This is a genomic window from Rhizobium sp. BK456 (genome assembly GCF_014194045.1).
Lineage (GTDB): Bacteria > Pseudomonadota > Alphaproteobacteria > Rhizobiales > Rhizobiaceae > Rhizobium > Rhizobium redzepovicii.
This window is the reverse complement of record NZ_JACIAO010000004.1, coordinates 379,762-399,113: the sequence shown is the minus strand read 5'-3', so window position 1 is coordinate 399,113 and position 19,352 is coordinate 379,762. Positions and strand designations below refer to the sequence as shown.

At 61.4% G+C, this 19,352-nt stretch carries 15 protein-coding genes and 1 pseudogene; 11 read left to right on the top strand and 5 right to left on the bottom strand.

Annotation, left to right across the window (positions count from 1 at the left end):
- Positions 1-6 precede the first annotated feature (6 nt).
- Positions 7-543, top strand: a complete 537-nt coding sequence (locus tag FHX03_RS14650) for an OmpA family protein (RefSeq protein WP_183854235.1) — start codon at positions 7-9, stop codon at positions 541-543.
- Between the two features lie 32 nt (positions 544-575).
- On the opposite strand, the gene FHX03_RS14645 is transcribed toward FHX03_RS14650, so the two are convergent.
- Positions 576-3,038, bottom strand: a complete 2,463-nt coding sequence (locus FHX03_RS14645) for a beta-glucosidase (RefSeq protein ID WP_183854233.1) — start codon at positions 3,036-3,038, stop codon at positions 576-578.
- Positions 3,039-3,185: 147 nt separating this feature from the next.
- On the opposite strand from FHX03_RS14645, the gene FHX03_RS14640 reads away from it, so the two are divergent.
- Positions 3,186-3,821: a TetR/AcrR family transcriptional regulator gene (locus tag FHX03_RS14640; RefSeq protein WP_183854231.1), complete on the top strand. Its 636-nt coding sequence runs from the start codon at positions 3,186-3,188 to the stop codon at positions 3,819-3,821.
- Here FHX03_RS14640 and FHX03_RS14635 read toward each other — a convergent pair.
- A pseudogene (locus tag FHX03_RS14635) lies at positions 3,779-4,661 on the bottom strand (alpha/beta hydrolase). The gene FHX03_RS14640 and the pseudogene FHX03_RS14635 overlap by 43 nt on opposite strands.
- A 122-nt stretch (positions 4,662-4,783) precedes the next feature.
- Between FHX03_RS14635 and FHX03_RS14630 the strand changes: the two are divergent.
- The gene (locus FHX03_RS14630; RefSeq protein WP_183854409.1) at positions 4,784-5,725 is read left to right on the top strand and encodes a LysR family transcriptional regulator; all 942 of its coding nucleotides are present in this window, start codon (positions 4,784-4,786) and stop codon (positions 5,723-5,725) included.
- Positions 5,726-5,815: 90 nt separating this feature from the next.
- On the opposite strand, the gene FHX03_RS14625 is transcribed toward FHX03_RS14630, so the two are convergent.
- Entirely contained in the window at positions 5,816-8,842 is a 3,027-nt protein-coding gene (locus tag FHX03_RS14625; protein WP_183854230.1) for an alpha-mannosidase, read from the bottom strand.
- Positions 8,843-9,171: 329 nt separating this feature from the next.
- Here FHX03_RS14625 and FHX03_RS14620 point away from each other — a divergent pair, with 329 nt between their 5' ends.
- Positions 9,172-9,357 (top strand): hypothetical protein, encoded by a 186-nt coding sequence (locus FHX03_RS14620; RefSeq protein WP_097624274.1) that lies wholly within the window; start codon positions 9,172-9,174, stop codon positions 9,355-9,357.
- Between the two features lie 80 nt (positions 9,358-9,437).
- On the opposite strand, the gene FHX03_RS14615 is transcribed toward FHX03_RS14620, so the two are convergent.
- A complete protein-coding gene (locus FHX03_RS14615) occupies positions 9,438-9,977 on the bottom strand; it encodes an AAA family ATPase (RefSeq protein WP_131710599.1) in 540 nt (179 codons plus the stop codon).
- 240 nt (positions 9,978-10,217) lie between these two features.
- Here FHX03_RS14615 and FHX03_RS14610 point away from each other — a divergent pair, with 240 nt between their 5' ends.
- Positions 10,218-11,357 (top strand): ROK family transcriptional regulator, encoded by a 1,140-nt coding sequence (locus FHX03_RS14610; RefSeq protein WP_097624272.1) that lies wholly within the window; start codon positions 10,218-10,220, stop codon positions 11,355-11,357.
- Positions 11,358-11,360: 3 nt separating this feature from the next.
- Here FHX03_RS14610 and FHX03_RS14605 read toward each other — a convergent pair whose 3' ends face one another.
- The gene (locus FHX03_RS14605; protein ID WP_131710598.1) at positions 11,361-12,407 is read right to left on the bottom strand and encodes a Gfo/Idh/MocA family protein; all 1,047 of its coding nucleotides are present in this window, start codon (positions 12,405-12,407) and stop codon (positions 11,361-11,363) included.
- Between the two features lie 365 nt (positions 12,408-12,772).
- On the opposite strand from FHX03_RS14605, the gene FHX03_RS14600 reads away from it, so the two are divergent.
- The 6 genes from FHX03_RS14600 (at position 12,773) to FHX03_RS14575 (ending at position 19,349) form a co-directional block, all read left to right on the top strand.
- Positions 12,773-14,071, top strand: coding sequence for an ABC transporter substrate-binding protein (locus tag FHX03_RS14600; RefSeq protein WP_097624271.1), 1,299 nt, complete (start codon positions 12,773-12,775; stop codon positions 14,069-14,071).
- Between the two features lie 243 nt (positions 14,072-14,314).
- Positions 14,315-15,244, top strand: a complete 930-nt coding sequence (locus FHX03_RS14595) for a carbohydrate ABC transporter permease (RefSeq protein ID WP_012555709.1) — start codon at positions 14,315-14,317, stop codon at positions 15,242-15,244.
- Positions 15,241-16,083, top strand: coding sequence for a carbohydrate ABC transporter permease (locus FHX03_RS14590; protein WP_054184376.1), 843 nt, complete (start codon positions 15,241-15,243; stop codon positions 16,081-16,083). The genes FHX03_RS14595 and FHX03_RS14590 overlap by 4 nt, the downstream gene beginning before the upstream one ends.
- Positions 16,084-16,124: 41 nt before the next feature.
- Entirely contained in the window at positions 16,125-17,363 is a 1,239-nt protein-coding gene (locus FHX03_RS14585) for an ROK family transcriptional regulator (protein WP_183854228.1), read from the top strand.
- A gap of 47 nt (positions 17,364-17,410) precedes the next feature.
- Positions 17,411-18,265, top strand: coding sequence for a sugar phosphate isomerase/epimerase family protein (locus FHX03_RS14580; RefSeq protein WP_097624269.1), 855 nt, complete (start codon positions 17,411-17,413; stop codon positions 18,263-18,265).
- A gap of 22 nt (positions 18,266-18,287) precedes the next feature.
- Positions 18,288-19,349: an ABC transporter ATP-binding protein gene (locus FHX03_RS14575; RefSeq protein WP_131710596.1), complete on the top strand. Its 1,062-nt coding sequence runs from the start codon at positions 18,288-18,290 to the stop codon at positions 19,347-19,349.
- Positions 19,350-19,352 lie beyond the last annotated feature (3 nt).

The window sequence follows — 19,352 nt, the reverse complement described above, 5'->3', positions numbered from 1 at the left end:
CACCTGATGTCTGCTACGACCGGATATACGAGCCGCCTTCTCGCCGCGGCCATGCTCCTCGCACTTGCCGCCTGCTCCACCACGAAGATCGCCTCCCTGGAAGAACCCACTGCAGCGCCGATGACCGGCCAGACCAACGATCCGGCGCCCGGTTTCGAAAACGTCGCAGCCGGCAGCGAAGAGGATTTTATCCTCACTGTCGGCCGGCGGATCTACTTCAAGCAGGACTCGGCCGTGCTCGATTCCGTCGCTATGGCAACCTTGGACAACCAGGCCGCCTGGCTCAACAGGAACCCGACCTGGCTGCTCAAGCTGCAGGGATTTGCCGACGATTCCGGTTCCGCTTCGAAGATGGAGACGCTGTCGCAGAAGCGCGCCGACGCGGCGATGGCCTATCTTGCCTCGAAGGGCGTCGATCCGAAGCGCATGTGGGCCAAGGGCTACGGCAACGATCGCGAAGTCCGCGACTGCACGGAGCGCTCCTGCAAGGTACAGAACCGACGCGTTGTCACCAATCTCCGCAGCCAGCCCGACGCGGTCTGATTGCAGGTCAGCAGCGGCCTCGTCGCCCGCCGTCAGTGAGACGGCAGCAGCACGTAGCTGGATGGGGACGACAGCTCGACGACGAACCTGATATCCGCAGCATTCGCCGCCACGATCAGCTGATAGTCACCGGGTTCGGCGCGGAAGGCGCCAGCCTCGACGTCGAAATAGGCGAGATCGCGCGGCAGGATCTTCAGCAACGCCGTGCCAGTCTCGCCAGGCTGCAGCGAAAGTTTTGCGAAGGCGCGCAGCTCCTTGTCCGGCCGCTTCACCTTGGTCTTCGGCGAACGCACATAGAGCTGCACCAGTTCGGATCCCGCCCGGTCGCCGGTATTGATCAGGTCGAGACTGACGGTCACGCCTTCGGCGCCCATTTCGGCGGCCGACAGCCGCGGTGCACCCCAGCTGAAGCGGGTATAGCCAAGGCCGAAACCGAAGGGGAAGAGCGGCTCGACGGCATGTGTATCGTGATGACGGTAGCCGACGAAAACGCCTTCGGCATAACGCACATGCCCATCCTTGCCGGGATAGACGGCGGGATCGCCTGTAATGGCGGAATTGTCGATTAGCGCCTTCGGGAAGGTCTGCGGCAGGCGCCCGCCGGGCTCGACATCGCCGAACAACACGTCGGCGACGGCATTGCCCAACTCCTGCCCCGGATACCAGATCTGCAGCACGGCGCGGACCTTGCCGAGCCAGGGCATTTCCACCGGGCCGCCGGTCTGCAGCACGACGACGGTGTTGGCATTGGCGGCGGCCACCCGCTCGATCAGTTCCTCCTGCCGGCCCGGAAGCCGCATATCGGGCAGATCAAGACCTTCCGTATCCCATTCGCCGTCGCGGCCGACGAAGAGAAGCGCCAAATCGGCATTGCGGGCCGTCTCGACGGCTGCCTCGATATCGGCCTCGCCGAGCGGTTTTTCCACACCGAAACGGACGGCGATAAGATTGATGCCCTCCCCGCTCGCGATGGACGGCTCATATTCGACGGTGACAGCATAGGCCCGGCCGGCTTCGAGCGCCACGCTGCCGCGCTGCTCGTCATTGGCTGTGCCGAAATAGTTTTCGCCGCGCGTCCAGCCCTCATGGCCGTCGACCATCAGTGCACCATCGACGAAGAGCCGCGCCAGGCCGGCATTGGTCATGCCGAAGACATGATCGCCACTTTCCTCCGGCACGAATTGCATGGTCATCCGGGTCGAGAAATCGGCAGGGTCGAGTTCGCCCGACGGCAGCTCGAACCAGAAGAATTCGCCCTTGTCGACGATCTCGACATGCAGCGGCTCGCCCTTGCAGCCGCGGCCCTTGAAATATTCGACGGTGATCTTGCCCTTGAACACGTCTATCAGGCGATTGTGGCGGCAGCCGACCGCGTGGCTGATGCTGTTGGCATTGGAAAGGGCGGCGCGAATACCTTCGAGCGGGCTGACCGTATAATGCGCCGCGATCTGTGCGCTGCCGCCGCCCATGACGCGTGCGCTTGCCGCATTGGGGCCGATCACGGCGATGCGGTCGAGCGAGGTCTTGGCAAGCGGCAGGATGCCGTCGTTCTTGAGGAGAACTGCGCCCTCGGCGCCGAGGCGCCGGATGAGCGCCCGATCCTCGGGCAGGTCGATTGCTCGCTCCGTCAGATCTGGCTTGCTCTTGAAAGCGCCGACCCGCTCGAGCAGAAGCAGCACGCGCCGCGCCGCCGCCCGCACGTTTTCGGCTTCGACCTTGCCCTCGCGCACGGCGGCAACCAATTTCTCGCCGCGGTCGCGCGCCGGACCCGGCATTTCGAGATCGAGACCGGCAATGATCGTCTCGGCGGTCGAATGCGAGCCGAACCAGTCGGACATGACGATACCTTGGAAATCCCACTCCTGGCGCAGCACCTTCGTCAGCAGCCAGTGATGCTCGCTCGTATAGGTGCCGTTGAGGCGGTTATAGGAGGACATGACCGCCATCACGCCGGCGCGGCGCACGGCCTGTTCGAAGGGCGGCAGGTAAATTTCGCGCAGCGACCGCTCATCGATATCGGAAGACATGGTCTGCCGCTCGATCTCGGATTCGTTGCCGGCGAAATGCTTGATCGTCGCCGCGATCCCCTCGCCCTGCACGCCGGCGATATAGGCGACGGCCAATTCGGCGGTCAGCATCGGATCTTCGGCATAACATTCGAAATTGCGGCCGTTGAGGCCGGAACGATGGATATTCACCGTGGGCGCGAGCAACACCGCGGCACCCTTGCTCTTTGCCTGGCGCGCAAGGGCTGCGCCCATCTGCGAGACGAGTTCGGGATTCCAGCTGGCGCCAAGCGCGATGCCGACGGGAAAGCACGTCGCCTTGACGCCTGCGACCAGCGAGCCGGCGCCGCGCGCGCCGTTCGGCCCGTCCGTCACCTTGATCTTCGGCACGCCGAGGCGCTCGACCGGAACGGTCGTCCAAAAATCGGCGCCGGATAACAGGGAGACCTGCTCCTCGAGCGTCATCTGGTCGAGAATGGAATCGATCATGCAAACCTCCCAAGGAAATTCTTAAACCTACCGATTACTCGGTATTTTTAAGATGTCAATCGCGCAAGCCTGATGTAAGGATGGAGAGCATGGGAGAAATCGGCCGAGGACCGGCTGATCGCCGCTCCAAGAGGCAGACAAGAGACGATGGCAGAATTGTCGGAACAGCAGACCGGAGAGGAAAAACGACGGCGCCGATCCCGCAAGGGAGAGACACGCCGCGCGGAAATCCTGACGGCGGCGATGCGGCGCTTTGCCGAGGACGGCTATCAGAATGCCGCGACCGGCGATATCGCCCGGGATGTCGGCCTGTCGCTGCCCGGCTTGCTGCACCACTTTCCCACAAAGGTCGATCTGCTGCTGGCAATCCTCGCACAACGCGATCTCGAAAGTGCTGATTTCATCGAGCATTATCGCTCCGATCTCAGCGGCCTGCTCAAGGGCATGGTCGCCATCTTCCGCCGCAACGCCGACATGATCGAGGTCGTCAGGGCCTTCGCCATCCTGAATGCCGAGAGCCTTATGAAGGACCACCCCGCCAAGGCATGGTTTCTCGCGCGCGCCACCCAGATGCACAACGACATCGCCGCGACCTTCGAACGGGCGATTGCCGACGGCGCGATTGACGCCAGGATCGACAGCAGGGCAATGGCCGCCGAACTGATCGCGGTGATGGACGGCCTGCAGATGCTCTGGCTGCGCGATCCCGACCGCTTCGACATGGTCGGCGGCTTGGAAGCCTATGTCGGCCGGCTGCTGACAAGCCTCAGCTTGGAAGGCTGACTGGAGCTATCTGCAAAGCGCGCCAGCCAAACCATCATCCAGCTTACGGCCTCATAGTATCTTTGCCCGACCAGCAGACCCGTATGTGTCGTCCCCTGAAGCCCCAGATACTCGCCGCCAATATGCCGCGCCGTCGCCCGGCCTCGGCGATCATCCTCTTCATCCTTGACGGCTGAGATGACCAGGCTGGGACAGGTGATTTTCCCGCCATCGACGGAAATCCCCTCCGCCCCGAAATGAAAGGAAAATGCGGCGAATGCCTTCGCCGATTCCATCGACAGGTACTTCCGCTGGAACGTGATATCGTCGAGCGTTTCATCGGCGCTGCTTTGCTCGTCGCGCGCCGGCGCCGGCACCCAGACCCGGCATTCTGGGTGCAAGATGACGATAGGGCACCTCGTCATGCACTTGCCTGCAAATGCTGGAATCGATCAGCACCAGCCCGGCAATCCCGACGCTTTCCGCCAGTTTCTGGCTCAGTATCCCTCCCATGCTGAAGCCGATCACAACAGGTGGAGCTGCGCATTCCTCAGCGATTTCGGAGATCGCCTGGCGGATGTCGTCCAGGTAGTCCTCAAATTCGACCTTGGTCAAATCGACCGATCTGCTTTTGTAGTGGCCGCGCAAATTGATGCAGTAAGAATTCCATCCGGCCGATATGAAGTGAGGAAGGTGCTTGCTCCACATCCAGCTGCCGGTGAAGGCGCCGTGAACGAAAAGCAAAGGCGGTCGTGCGCGCTGCGACGAACTGTTGTTCCCCCGAAATATCTCCAGAAACAGCTCGTTCTCTCCAATGTATTTGCTGACGTGCTCAGGCAATTCTTTTGCATAGTCCTGCATGCTTCCACTCCTCTGGTGCGGGGCTGATACCGCTTGGCGACAAAGGATATTTCCTGCGCAATATTGATCAATGGCAGCTCACGGGCGTACATAAAGGACAAAATCTCTCTAATGGGTGCCAAATGGAAAGCCTCGCGAGCGTTTTCGCCCTTGTCTATGCTGCCGAACAGCAGAGCTATGTCGGAGCCGCGCGCGTCGCCGGCGTTTCACCCTCCGCGATTGGGAAAGCGGTCGCGCGGCTCGAAAGCCGATTGGGCGTGCGGCTCTTCAACCGCACGACGCGCAGCATCAGCCTGACCGAGCAAGGAACCCTGCTCTACGAGCGCTACAAACGCATCATCGACGACATGCATGACGCGGAGGCCACGATCTCACGAAGCCGGGAACGTCCAAGGGGGCGCCTGCGCGTCAGCGTGCCGCATATCGTCGGGCATCACCTTCTCATGCCGATCCTGCCCTTTTTTGCCGAGCAGTTTCCGGAGATCGAACTGGACATCGATTTCGAAGACAAGGTCATCGACCTGGTCGCAGAGGGCCTGGATGTCGTCGTGCGCAGCGGTGAGCTTGCCGATGCACGATTGATTGCCCGCCATCTCGGCGACCAGCATTTCGTCGTTTGCGGAAGTCCCGATTATTTCAAGCGCCATGGACGACCGCAGACGCCGGATGACCTCTCCCAACATGCCTGCATTCACTTCAAATACCCATCCAGCGGCCGGCTTGCGCCGTGGGCATTCCGCTCACCATACGATCGGGTAATTTTCCCAAGGACCCTTACGTTCAACAACACGGATGCAGGTCTGCGGGCAGCACGGGACGGCTTGGGCCTTGCGCATCTGCCCGTCTACGTCGCAGAGTCCCATATGCGGGCCGGAAGTTTGGTCCCCGTCCTGACTTCCTTCATGGTGCCGTACGGTTCGCTCTCGCTCGTCTGGCCGTCCAATCGTCAGCTTTCACCAAAAGTCCGCGCTTTCGTGGATTTTGTAGTTGCGAACTTTGCCGCCCGACCCGACGCTTTTCGACCGCCGGATGCGGCTGGCGTCTCATCCAATTCTAGGGGATAGCAGCTGCTTTCAGGAGCGCCCGCCAGTTCTTCAAATCATGGTGCGTTTGCCATCGGCCATTTAATTCCCGGCACGCATGGCGGTCAGGCGTCAGCCATTTTGCAGCTTCCAGGTCCGGATTTCGAACGGCATGATGTCGGCAGCTCCCTTCCGCTCCATCGGCTCTTCGAGAATGTTCAGCGGCTGCGATGCCGTCCATCCTGAAGGCGGGTCGAGGGCGAGCGTGCCGCGCCGGCCGGCCGGTTCGTAGAGGCGCAGGATGAGACCGTCGCCCTCTTCTGCCGGCTTCAGGCCTGAGAACGCGACGGGGATTCCGGTGACCGCTAGCGGCGCAAAAGTGCCGGCGGAGAGGCCGCTGGCTTCAACTGCGACAAGCGGCTGGTTGAGATCGATCGCCTCGTCGAGCACACCACCGTCATGCCAGGCGCCCTCGTGCGGCATCAGCGCATAGGTGAAGCTCTGCTCGCCTTCATCGGCCAGCGGATCCGGATAGATCGGCCCGCGCACCAGGCTCATGCCGATCACATTGCCGCGTGCGCTATGGCCGTATTTGGCATTGTTAAGCAGGGCGACACCGAAACCCGGCTCGCTGATATCGACGAAGCGATGGGCGACTGCCTCGAACATTGCCTGTTGCCAGGAGGTGTTGGTGTGCGTCGCCCGCTCGACGACGCCGAAGGCGCATTCGAACGTTGCCTTCCGCGACCGGACATCGACCGGGTTCAGGGTGCGCAGCAGGGTGCGGCGGTCATGCCAGTCGATCGTCGTTTCGATATCGAGCCGCTTCGCATTGGCACTGAGCACATAGGTCTGGGTGACGCTGGAATTCCGGTAGCGATGAACGACGCGGATTGCCGCGCGGTGCGGGCCGCTTTCGACAAGCGAAATGCTTTCCGGCGCCTCGAGACGGATGGCCTTTTCGGCATAATCGGCGTCGATATCCCAGGCGTCCCAATTGCGCGGCTTGTCGGCCGGATAGACCCAGAGCTGGTTGGCCGAACCATCGACCGCTTCGCGGCCGCTCGCCTTGTGGATGAGGCTCGCAACCGCCCCGTCCTTGCCGATGGTCACAGCGAGATAGTCGTTTTCGAGGCGATCCGGGCTGGCCGTCAGCCGGCCGACCGGCCGAAGCACCTGCCGATCGAAGACCGCGACGGATAGAGGAGCGACGATATCGCCGGCCGAGATGACCGTGCCGTCGGCAAGCGTGGCGCTCACCGGCCGTGGCGCAAGCGACGGATTGACGACGACGAGCGCATTGCCGAGCCCGCCCTTCGGCAGATGGGCCGACAGCGCCTGCAAGGCCTTTGCCTGCTCGGACTTGGCGTGGTCGATGACGCCACCCAGTTCCTGCTCCGCATCCTGATAAACCTCGCGGATGCTCGATCCCGGCAGGATGTCGTGGAATTCGTTCTTCAGCACCACGCGCCAATCCGCTTCGAGACTTTTCGGCTTTTCGCCCCCCAGCATATGGGCAAGTGAAGCGAGCGTTTCGGCGGTGATCAGCGCCCGTTCTGCCTGGCGGTGTTTGCGTTTGACGCCGCTTTGGCTCGTCAGCGTCGCGCGGTGCAGTTCGAGATAGATTTCGCCGTCCCAGACCGGAAGGTTCTTTTCGCCCGCGGTGCGATGCGCCTTTTCATAGAAGCTTTTGACGGTGCCCCAACGCGCCTGCGGGATGGCCGGGAAACCACGCAATTGCACTTCGCGCTCCACCATTTCAGGCGTCACGCCGCCGCCGCCATCGCCATAGCCGACAGCCAGAAGCGAGGTATCGTGTTGCGCCTTGCCGCGGAAATTCTTCCACGTCGGCAGATAGCAATCGGCCTGCACGAAGCCGTTATATCCCTGCATCGGATTGTCGAAAGTGTGAGTCAGCACCTGGCTGCCGTCGAGGCCCTTCCACCAGAAGAGATCGGAAGGGATATGGTTGGTCTCGCTCCAATTGACCTTGATGGTGAAGAAGCTGTCGATGCCGCCCTGTCTCAGGATCTGCGGCAGCGCGCCGGAGAAACCGAAGCAATCCGGCAGCCAGCACACCGTATGGCGCGTGCCGAAGGTCTTTTCGAAATAGCGCTGGCCGTAGAGCACCTGGCGGACAAGGCTTTCGCCGGTGGGCATATTGGTATCAGGCTCGACCCACATGCCGCCGACTGTTTCCCATTTACCTTCCGCGACCTTCTCCTTGATGCGTTCGAGAAGCTCCGGGTCTTCCTCTTCCATCTGCGCATAGTAGTGGGCGGTCGACTGGTTGAATCGGAAATCGGCCGAACGCTCCATCAGCGACAGTGCCGTGTTGAAGGTGCGCCGCATCTTCCGCCGCGTCTCGCGATAGGGCCAGAGCCAGGCGAGATCGATATGCGCATGACCGGTCAGCAGCAGCTCGCCATTTGGCGGAAAGCGCTTCTGCAGGTCCTTCAACCGCGCCGTCAGCGCTTCGAAGGCAGAGGCTGCCGAGGCGCTCTGCTCATCGCTCAGACCTGCCGGATTTACCGCAAGCTCCGGCAGCTCCCAGATCTTCTGCTGCATCACGGCATCGGCGGTGCGGGAGATATAAGCCGACGTATCCGACGGCCAGTCGAGGCTGCGCAGGGCCTGTTCGGCGGCATCCATCAGATGCGGCACGACTTCATGCTCGCCGAGCACATCGATCGCCTCGGAAACCTGCTTCAACAGAAGATGCAGGCGATGAGCCGGGCCGTCGAGCCAGATGAACCGGGCCTTGTTCAGCCGCGGCGCCCGGTTCGGCTCGCCGAACGGAAAGCGCGCGACGCTTTCCGTCGCAATCGAGAAACGGCGGCCTTTCACCGGGAATTCCTGATGATAGGGGTCGAGACCGAACGTTTCCGCCTCGCCATCAGGATAGCTCAGCGTGATCAGACTCTCGCCGCCGAGATCGAGCTGCAGACGGATATCTTCGAGCGGCCAGCTTTCCGGCGCCTCGGCGCTTACGGCAAAATGCACGACACCCTGGCGATGCGGCCAATCCTGCTGATGGCCGATCGGCTCACCCTCGAATGTCCAGCCGTCGATCGGGCTACTCTGCCGATCCCGCCAATGCGCCAGCTCGGCGATACGGACTTTCAGGCGGTCGAGGCGTTGGGCAATGGTTAGAGGCATGGTTTATCCTGTCAGAAATCAGCGGCGAACGATCCGGAATCATGGCTTTGGGGAGGTGAAGATTATGCGACAAAGATCGCAAATTGCCGGCCCTCCTCCCAGCGGGTCCTGCTGGACCTTAGATTAAGTAACTTTGATTTGCCGTCAAGTGTGGACGCGGTCATTGTGAAGCGAACCCGCTATTTCAGCATCCGACCGGCCGCAAGACGTCCAAGGAATAACGCAATCTTGATCGGCGGCAGCAGTTTACCGAACACGGTATCGACCTATCTGACTGGCAATCACATCAAAAATGCTGGCCCCACAGGCCAGCGATGGGAGGTTGGGGGATGCTCCAAATTCGCAAATTGCTGGCTGCAATGGCAGCCGTCGCCGCGGTTGCCGTGTCGTCGTCCTGCACGACGAGTTCGACCGACTCGGTGCAAACCGGCTCGGTTGGATATAGTAGCGTCGACTACGGACTGAGACCCGCCTGCCGCGACGGCTTCGGCAACGATCGCCCTTGCAGCTATTAGATGCAACGGCGGCTCGAGGGGCAATGCTCTTCCGCTTGGAATCGCCTTGGCACATTGTCGTGCTTCCGGGTTGAAGTTGCCTAGCGGCGGATAGGCAAATCCCAAACGCGGTAGAGTGCGTTGAGCGCATCCGCCGTGCGGCATTCTATGGTTGGCAAGCCGGAATCCAGAAGCGCTTTCGCATATTTGACGTCGTTATGTCGCGTCTTCAGCAGAATCCAGCGAACCATCTCCCATTTGATGCTGTCTCTTGCGCCTTCGAGATGTCCGGCACGATCGGAACGGTTGATCAGCGTGCGCTTGAGATAACGGGCAAACCGCAGCCAATGATTTGAGGTGATCAGAATAGCGCCTGTCGCACGTTTCAAACGCTGCGGCATCAGCCGCGAGTAATTACCTTCCATAATCCACCGCTCTTCAAGAATTGCCGCGTCGTGAAGTTTGGCAAATTCTGCTTCCGGGCGTGTCTGCCAATCGGTATTGGGCAAATGATGCAGCTGGTCGAGATGCACGCTTTGGAAACCGAGCTTGTTCGAAAGGGCGACCGCCAAGGTTGACTTGCCCGTATTAGAAGGGCCAAGGACGACGATGCGTTCGCCAAGGGCGTGCAAAGGCAGCATGGGACACCGGTCGGAAATTTTGAGGTAGCTTCCACTGGCTGCAGTCAGTGTGACTGTCAACACACAATGAGCAGGCCTGCCTAATGCATGTCGCCCGGCAGCGCGCCCTAGACACCGCCGCCCGTCACCGACCCAATCCCCTGAAGCGACGGAATTAGTTGGTGACCCGGCTGTTGGAAAACCGTTACGAACCGCAGCAAGCGTGATACACACCGAGATGTTGCTCTAGGAAAGGCGGTCATGCGGTATCTTCGGTCAGGGCCGCGTCGGCTTCACACCCAGGAGATGGGCGTTCCGCGCGCCAAAGCGGTGGGTTTGAGGTCGGGCGAAATCGCCGACCGGAATATTCGCGTCATCCTGGAAGCGATCCGCCGGCATGGGCCGCTGACGCGCACCGAGCTTGGCCGACATAGCGGGCTGACCGGCCCCGGCATTACCAATATTCTGCGGCGGCTGGCGGAAGAAAAACTGGTCACATCAAACCGCCGCAACGGGCTTGGCGGCGGCGCAACTGCAACGGAATTCGCGCTGCGGCCGGAGGGCGCCTTCTCGGTCGGGGTCAAGCTTCGCCAGACGCGCGGCGAAATCGTCCTCATCGATCTCAGCGGCCAGGTGCACGACCGGGTCTATTTCGACGTGGATCCTGCGCACAGGGTCGGCGCGGTGCATGCCGTCGCCAGGGATATGGTCGATCGCCACGCGGCCTTGCCGGTCATCGGCCTCGGCATCGCCGCCAAAGACTGGACGGAGGAGGAAAGCGACGCGATCGCCGCGATGTCGACGGTCGCGAGGCCCTATGTCGAGAACGAATGCACGGCAAGCCTGCTTGCCGAGCGCACCATCGGCAGCGCCATGCCGGAGGGCTGTCTGGCGATGATCATCATCGACGACGACGTGCAGGCCGGTTTTCTCGTTCGCGGCGTTCCCTATTCCGGCGTGCATGGCCGGGCGGGCAGCATCGGCGAAATGCTGACCGGGCCAGACAATGTCCAGCTCAACACCGTCGTCGGGTTCCATTCCCTGCGCTCACGCATCGGCGACGAGGACTTCGCCCGCCTGCTCAAGGGCGAGGAGTTCTCCTGCCCCTTGCTGTCACAATGGATACGCGAAGCCGCCGGCCACCTGCTCGATCCGATCATCGCCATGGCCGGCTTTCTTGCCCCGAGCGTCGTCATGATCGGCGGCGATCTGCCGCAAGGCATGATCGAAGCACTGATCCATCAGCTTTCCATCGAGCGACGCGACACCTCGACGAGACCGCTGCTGACGCCCTGGATTTCGCCGATGAAACCGGCGAGCTTCAGCGGCGGCGGCGTGGCACTCGGTGCCGCCCTCTTGCCCTTCCTCAACACGTTGCTGCTGCCGCCGGCTTCGGCCTGATGCTCAGGTCAGCGCTTCATCGGCATGGCTGAGATCGGAAGCCAGCGCCTTGTCCAGGACCTTTTGGATATTGGCGGCGCGGCGGAAGGACGGTTCCTGCGTCTTGCCGGCCCGTACGGCCTGGACGAAACGCTGGTAGTTGGTTTCGACGGGATCGAAAGACACGTCACGCCAGGTCGCGGTGTGCACGTCTTCGCCAAGACAGGCGCGCAGCGTCGATTGTCCAGTGTCGTAGATCATCTCGATCGAGCCGGTTTCGCCATAGACCCTGAGGCGCAGCTGATCCATCTGGCCAGCGGCCGTGCGCGTCGCCTGGATGGTGCCGATCGCGCCATTGGTGAAATCGACGTTCATCGTGAAGCTGTCATTGGCATCGAGGTCATATTCGCCAATCTTATGATCAGGTGCCTTGTCGAAGGTCTTCAGCCGCGCAAAGACATGGGCGACGTCGAGCCCGGAACCATAGGAGGCGAAATCGACAATGTGGATGCCGATGTCGCCGAGCGCGCCGTTCGATCCATGTTTTTTGCTCAGCCGCCACAGCCATTTGCTTTCGCTCTTCCAGTCGCCCCAGTGGCGGCCGACCAGCCAGCTCTGCAGGTGCGACGCCTCGACATGGCGCACCGCACCAATTTCACCGGCGAGCACCATCTGCCGGCCTTTCTGCAGGGCGGGCGAATTGCGATAGGTGAAATTGACCATGCCGACCTTGCCCGAGCGTTCGATCGCCTCGGTCATCTCCATCGCCTTGACCGCATCGGTGGCGAGCGGCTTTTCACAGAAGACGTGTTTGCCGGCAGCGATCGCCTGAAGCGTCGTCGGGTGGTGGATGCTGTCGGGCGTGACATTGGCAACCGCGTCGAATTCGCCCCAGGCAAGGGCCTCTTCCAGCGAGGTGAAATGGTTGGCGATGCCATGTTCGCTGCAGAAGGCGGCAAGCCTTTCCGGAACGACATCGACGCCGCCCACGACGCTGACGCCTTCGATCGCCTTGAATCTCGCTGCATGCTGGTTGGCCATGCCGCCGGTGCCGAGAATGAGTAAACGCATCTTGTCCTCCATGAGTTCGCTTCCGGCTACCGCGCAGCCGGGCAAAAACCGCACTTGCCATCGCGGCCGTCCGCGATCGCCTCATGCTTCTTCAGGAAAATTGCGGTGGCTGCGCCACGCGTCCGAAAGGGCGCTCCGTCACGGCGATGGCGCAGATCCTTTTCGAAAAATCGATCTCGATTTTCCGGAATTCTGCGCTAGCTGCTGTTGATTGTCGCCAGCATCTCAACCTCCCGGCTCTGGCCCCCCAAGCTGTGGCTTGACATCAAATCAAAGTAACTTAATCTAATTAATGCAGCACGGAAATGAGGAGAGGTCAACTGACCGCCAGGCTGTATTCGTTCAAAATGGGGAGGAGACCCATCATGAAGAGCGCCACCGTCAGCGCATTTGCGCTGAGCACAATATTATTTTCAGCATCCGTTTCATTTGCCCAGGAACTTGCAACCAAGGACCGGATCGGCCTTGCCGATGCGCCAAAATCCCTCGTCGTCCGCCTGACCAACGACAGCCCGAACAATTCCGATCCCGCCATCGCCGAAGGCTACCAGAAGCTCTTCGTCGACTTCATCAAGAAGCATCCCGATTGGAAACTGCAGATGCAGTTCATGTCCTCAGACATCGGCACCGAACAGGCCAAGATGCTGGAGCAGGCCAAGGCCGGCAATGCGCCCGATTGCGCCGCCGTCGACTCCTTCGTCCTCTCGCAGTTCATGGTCAATCATGTGCTGGCTGACTTCACGCCTTACTTCTCGAAGGAAGAAGTGGACGACCTCTTCCCCTTCATCCGCAGCGGCATCACCGACAAAGACCAGACGGTGCGGGCATGGTGGTGGGATACGGATTTGCGCGTGCTCTATCGCAACAAATCGATCGTCGCCGAGGCGCCTGCGACCTGGGACGATCTGAAGACAGCCGCCCTCGCCTCCACCAAGGAGGGTATGGAAGGTGTCCTGTTCAACGGCGGGCGCTGGGAAGGCACGACCTTCGACTGGCTGGCGAACTATTGGGCGCTCGGCGGCAAACTCGTCGACGATACCGGCAAGCCGGTCTTCGGCGAAGGCGAGAACAAGGAGAAATTCCTGAAGGCGCTGAACTATTTCAAGGATCTCGTCGATTCCGGCGCGGCCCCCAAGCGCGTCAGCACGATCGCCAACTACGACGACATGAATGCTGCTGCGGCGGCGGCGACCACAGCCCTCTTCATCGGCGGCAATTGGCAATATGCCCAGCTGAAGTCCACGCTCGACGAAGCCGAGTTCAAAAACTGGACCTTCTCGCCGATCCCCGGCCCGACGGCCGATCAGCGCTCGACAGGCACCGGCGGCTGGACGATCGCCTCGTTCAGCAAGGACAAGGACAAGGTCGAGATGTGCGCCAACCTCGCACGCGAGGTCTATATGGGGCCGGCAAACGCACTGCAGCAGCAGCTGCCGACCCGCAAATCGCTGTTCGACAAGTATGAAGTCTTCTCGACCGAAGCCAACAAGACCTTCGCCAAGGCTCTGGTCGACGGACAGGCGCGCCCCGGCGTGCCGATCTATCCGGAAATATCAAACCAGATCCAGATCATGATGGGTGACGTGCTCTCGGGCACCAAAAAGCCGGAGGAAGCCCTGGATGCCGCATTCAGCGCGGCGATGGAGGCCTACAAGCGGCTGTGATGCGGTGGCGTCCGTGGCCAGCCCCTCATCCGGCTGCCGCCACCTTCTCCCCGTTGTGATGGGGATAAGGGGACAAGCCGCAACCTCTCCGTCCCTCACAAGCGCCTCGTCCGGCGCGTCCCCTCTCCCCGCAAGCGGGGAGAGGGTTAGGGTGAGGGGCAGCAGCACTCTTCAACGCTTCAGACAACGACGGCGCCTGTCCGCAGGCCCCGTCGACATTGCCAAACCCGGACAGGGAAGCCAATGAGCCCTATTGCCATCGAGGTCGACAGCCCGCCTCAAAGCAGAACGTTCATGCGCCGTTTCGCCGGGGCGCCCCTGCCCTGGATCATGCCGGTGATCGTCGTCATCGGCATATTCTACCTCTACCCCGTCATCGACGTTTTCCGGCTTTCCTTCACCAATGCGACGCTGATCGGCGACACTCAGGACTACACGCTGGGCTCGATCGTCAATGCGCTGAGTTCGCCGCAGCTGCCCGACATTTTATGGGCGACGCTGATCTTCGTCGGCGGCAGTGTCATCGGCCAGCAGATCCTCGGCCTTGCGGTCGCCGTCACCGTCATCCGCGGCGAAAAGCGCGGCCTGTTCGGCACCACCATCCTCAGAACGACGGCGCTCATCGCCTGGGTCGTGCCGGGCATTGCCGGCGGCATCATCTGGCAGATGCTATTTTCCGAAGCGCCTTACGGCGCGCTGAACAGCATTCTGAGATTGATGCATATGCCAACCGTCGCCTGGCTTTCCGATCCCGCCATGGCGCCCTGGTCGACGCTGATTTCCAACATCTGGCGCGGCACGGCCTTTTCGATGGTGGTGATGTATGCGGCGCTGAAGGCGATCGATCCCTCGCTCTATGAAGCCGCCGAAGTCGATGGCGCAACGGCCTCGCAGCAGTTCTTCTTCGTCACCCTGCCGCAGCTGCGCGCCGCCATCCTCGTCAACATGATCCTGATCACCATCCAGACGGTGAATACCTTCGACGCGATCATCACATTGACGGGCGGCGGCCCTGGCCGCGCGACCGAAGTGATCTCGCTCTACGTCTTCAACATCGTTTTCAGAAACTACGATCTCTCCGGCGGCAGCGTGCTCTCCGTGCTCATGCTGATCATCAGCCTCGGCCTTGCCTTCGTCTATGCCTCGTTCCTGCCGAAGGAGGAAGAGCAATGAGCGGGCGGACGGGAACGCGGCTCGGCGATGCCTTGAGCTATCTCTTCATGCTGGTGATGTTCGTCTTCTTCGCCGGCCCCCTCACCTATCTCCTGTCGATGGCGATGCGTGACAAGCGCGAGATCTATCGCGGCGCGGCGCGCTATATTCCTCAGAACCCAACCATCGACAATTTCATCACCGTGCTGAACAACAGCTATTTTCCAATCTATCTCTGGAACGGCCTCAAGCTTGCGGCCTTGAGCGGGATCGGCGTGCTGATCGTGGCGCTGCCCGCCGCTTACGCCTTTTCCCGCTTTCAGTTCCGCGGCAAGGGCCTGTCGATGATGGGACTGCTGCTCTTCCAGATGATCTCGCCGCTTGTCATCATGGTGCCGCTCTACCGCTACATGAACCGGCTCGGCATGCTGGACACCCATTTTGCCGTCGTCATGGTCTATATCGCGCTCGGCGTTCCGCTGGCGACCTGGCTGTTGAAGAGCACGGTCGACGGCATTCCGCGCAGCCTCGACGAAGCCGCCATGATCGACGGCTGCAACCGGTTTTCGGTGTTCTGGCGCATCATCCTGCCCTTGTCGGCGCCGGGTATCGCCTCGGTCTTCATCATCACGGTAATTGCCGGCTGGTCGCAATTCCTGGTGCCTTTCCTGCTGCTCACCAAAAATGACCTGATGCCGATCGGCGTCGGAATCTTTAACTTCCGCGGCATGCAGACCGACTCGTCCATCCAGCTGCTTGCCGCCGCCTGCCTGATCTCGGTCGTTCCGGCGATCGTGGCCTTCCTGTCGCTCCAGAGGCTGATCCTCGGCGCGATGACCAGCGGCGCGGTGAAGGGATGAGCATCGGTTCAGTCTCGATGATTGATGAAGGATTCGACTCTATGAACCAGATACTCGGCGCCAGGCCGTCCCCCGATCTGACCGGCGCCAATGTCGAGGATGCCGGTGAGCACAACAGGGCGGTCGTCCTGCGCTGCATTCACCGCCAGGCGCCGATTTCACGCGCCGAAATCGCGAGGCGCACCGGGTTCACCAAACCGGCGATCGCCCGCATCGTCGACCGGCTGTTGGACGAGGGTCTGATCATGGAAGCCCGCCGCCGGCATGGGCTGCGGGGTCAGCCGGCGATCGAACTCGAGATCAATCCGGATGCCTGTTTTGCGATCGGCATCAACATCGACCGCGACCATCTGACGATCTTGGCGGTCGATGCCGTCGGCAATGTCCGCGCCCGCGTGCATCATGAGAAGCGTTTCATCCTGCCGGCGGAATTCCTGCAGCTGACATCAGATGCGATTTCGCATTTCCAACGCAGCCGGCTGATCGACGATGCGCGGCTCGCCGGCATCGGCCTGGCGATGCCGGATTGGCTCGGGGAGATTTCGCTGCTCGGTAAGCCCGAGGCCTATCAGGAGTGGACGGCGTTCGATGTGCGTGCAGCACTCGAAAATCTGACGCAGCATCCTGTCTTCATCGAAAACGAAGCCAATGCCGCAGCCCTTGCCGAGCTCGATTACGGCCTCGGCGCCGAGAGCAGCAGCTTCTTCTACATCGCCATCAATGCCTGCCCGGGCGGCGGCCTCGTGCTCGACGGCAACGGTCACCGCGGCGCCATGGGCCTCAGCGGCGAAATCGGCTGGCTTCCCATTGCCGACGGCCGGGACGAGAAAGCCCACAAGGTCCAGCTTCTCGGCGAAATATTCTCGCTGTTTTCACTTTATGATTTTCTTGCCCGCCACGACGTCGAGGTGAGTGTTCCGCACGATCTGCTGACGCTCGATGCGCATGGCAGGCGCCTGGTTTCGCAGTGGCTGAAGGAAATGAGCGCGCATCTGGCCGTCGCGGTCAAGCATATCGGCTTGATCGTCGATCCCGACGCCGTCCTCGTCGGCGGCCGGCTGCCGATCCGCATCGTCGACGAGTTGCTGCGCTATGTGCACGAACATCTCGACGCCGAGGACACGAGCCTGCCCTCGCTCCATCGCGCCTCGCTCGGCGAGGATGCCTCCGCAATGGGGGCGGCAGCCATGCCGATGGCGGCGGCCCTGATGCTCGCATCGGCGGATGTGGCTCAACGCGCGCGTTCGCCGCTGAAAAACATGGATCGCCTGAACAGTTGAAACGGCCGGCAAGGCGCCGGGAATTTGGTGAAGATGGGAGGATTTTGATGAAGATCGGCTTTTACACTTCGACATTCAATGATCGCCCGCTTGAAGAAGTGTTGGATTTCGCCGCATCGGCGGGGTTCGACGCGATCGAAATCGATGTCGGCGGCCATATCAAAACGCCGGATCGGGTGGAGGCAGCCGTCACGCTTGCCCGCAGCCGCAATCTCTTCGTCTCTTCGATCACCTATTTCGGCAATCAGCTCGATGCCGACCGCGAAAAACGCCGGGAGCTTCGGGCAAGGACCGCCGATTTTGCCGAGGCGATCGGCGATGCCGGCGTCCCGATCTTCGTGATCTTCCCCGGCCGCGACGACAGCGCCAGCGAGGAGGCCAATTATGACGACTTCGCCGATTTCGCAAACGAGTTGATCGGAAAGACGCAGTCCTCCGGCCTCACCTTCGCGATCGAGAATTGGCCGGGACCGAAGGACCATTTCATCGGTACAACGCCGAGAGGATGGCAGGAGCTTTTCCGCAGGATCGAAGATCGCCGCTTCGGCCTGGAATTCGATCCCTCACACCTCATCCGGATCGGCGTCGATCCCTATCAGGCGATGGAGGCGGTGAAAGACCGCATCGCCATCCTGCACGCCAAGGATACGGCGATCGATCATGAGGTGCTGCAAGCTGTCGGCTATCACGGCAAGGGCTGGTGGCAATACAAGCTGCCGGGTCAAGGCCTTCTCGACTGGCCGCGTTTCCTCAGCCAGACGCGCGGGCATGGCTTTGACGGCACGCTGTCGATCGAGCACGAGGACGCCGCCTATGGCTGGCCCGGCAAGGATCTTGCTGCGCGCAAGGAGGGCGAGCGTCTCGGCCTCACTTATCTCAAAACGGTCCTGAGCGGACTTTGACGGCGAATTCGGGAGGACTGTCATGGCCCATGTTTCGGTCAACAATGCACGCAAGGATTACGGCGCGTTCAAAGCCATCAAAGGCGTATCGGTCGACATCGGCGACGGCGAGTTCGTCGTTCTGGTCGGCCCATCCGGCTGCGGAAAATCCACCCTTTTGCGGATGATTGCCGGCCTCGAAGGCATCACCTCGGGCAAGATCCAGATCGGCAAGCATATCGTCAACGAGCTTGCGCCCAAGGATCGCGACATCGCCATGGTGTTCCAGAACTACGCGCTCTATCCGCATATGACGGTCGCCAAGAATATGGGCTTTTCCCTGCGGCTGAAACGCATGCCGAGGACGGAGATCGACCAGCGGGTCGGTAATGCCGCCAAGATACTCGGCCTCGAAAATCTTCTCGAAAGATATCCAAAGCAATTGTCCGGCGGCCAGAGGCAGCGCGTCGCCATGGGCCGGGCGATCGTACGCGACCCGGCGGTCTTCCTGTTCGACGAGCCGCTGTCGAACCTCGACGCCAAACTTCGGGTGCAGATGCGCTCGGAGATCAAGGAACTGCATCAGCGGCTGCAGACGACCACCATCTACGTCACCCACGACCAGATCGAAGCCATGACCATGGCCGACAAGATCGTCGTCATGAAGGACGGGCTGATCGAGCAGTCGGGCTCGCCGCTGGAACTCTACGATCGGCCGAACAATCTTTTCGTCGCCGGTTTCATCGGCTCGCCGGCGATGAATTTCATCCAGGGCAGCATGGGAGAAGGCGGCTTCAAAACCGCCGACGGCCTGCTGCTGCCGAGCGAGCGCCGCCCGAGCGATGCCGTGACCTATGGCATCCGGCCCGAGCATATCAGGCTCGACCCCGACGGCATCGAGGTAACGACTGTCGTGGTGGAGCCGACGGGTTCGGAAACGCTTGTTATCGTTCGGTTGGGCACACAGACGCTCACCTGCGTCTTTCGGGAACGGATCAGGGCCGCCCCCGGCGACGTGCTGAGGATCGCGCCCATCCACGATACCATCCACCTGTTCGGGGCGGACGAACAGCGGATCACCTCTGGTGAAACCCCGCTGAACTGAGCC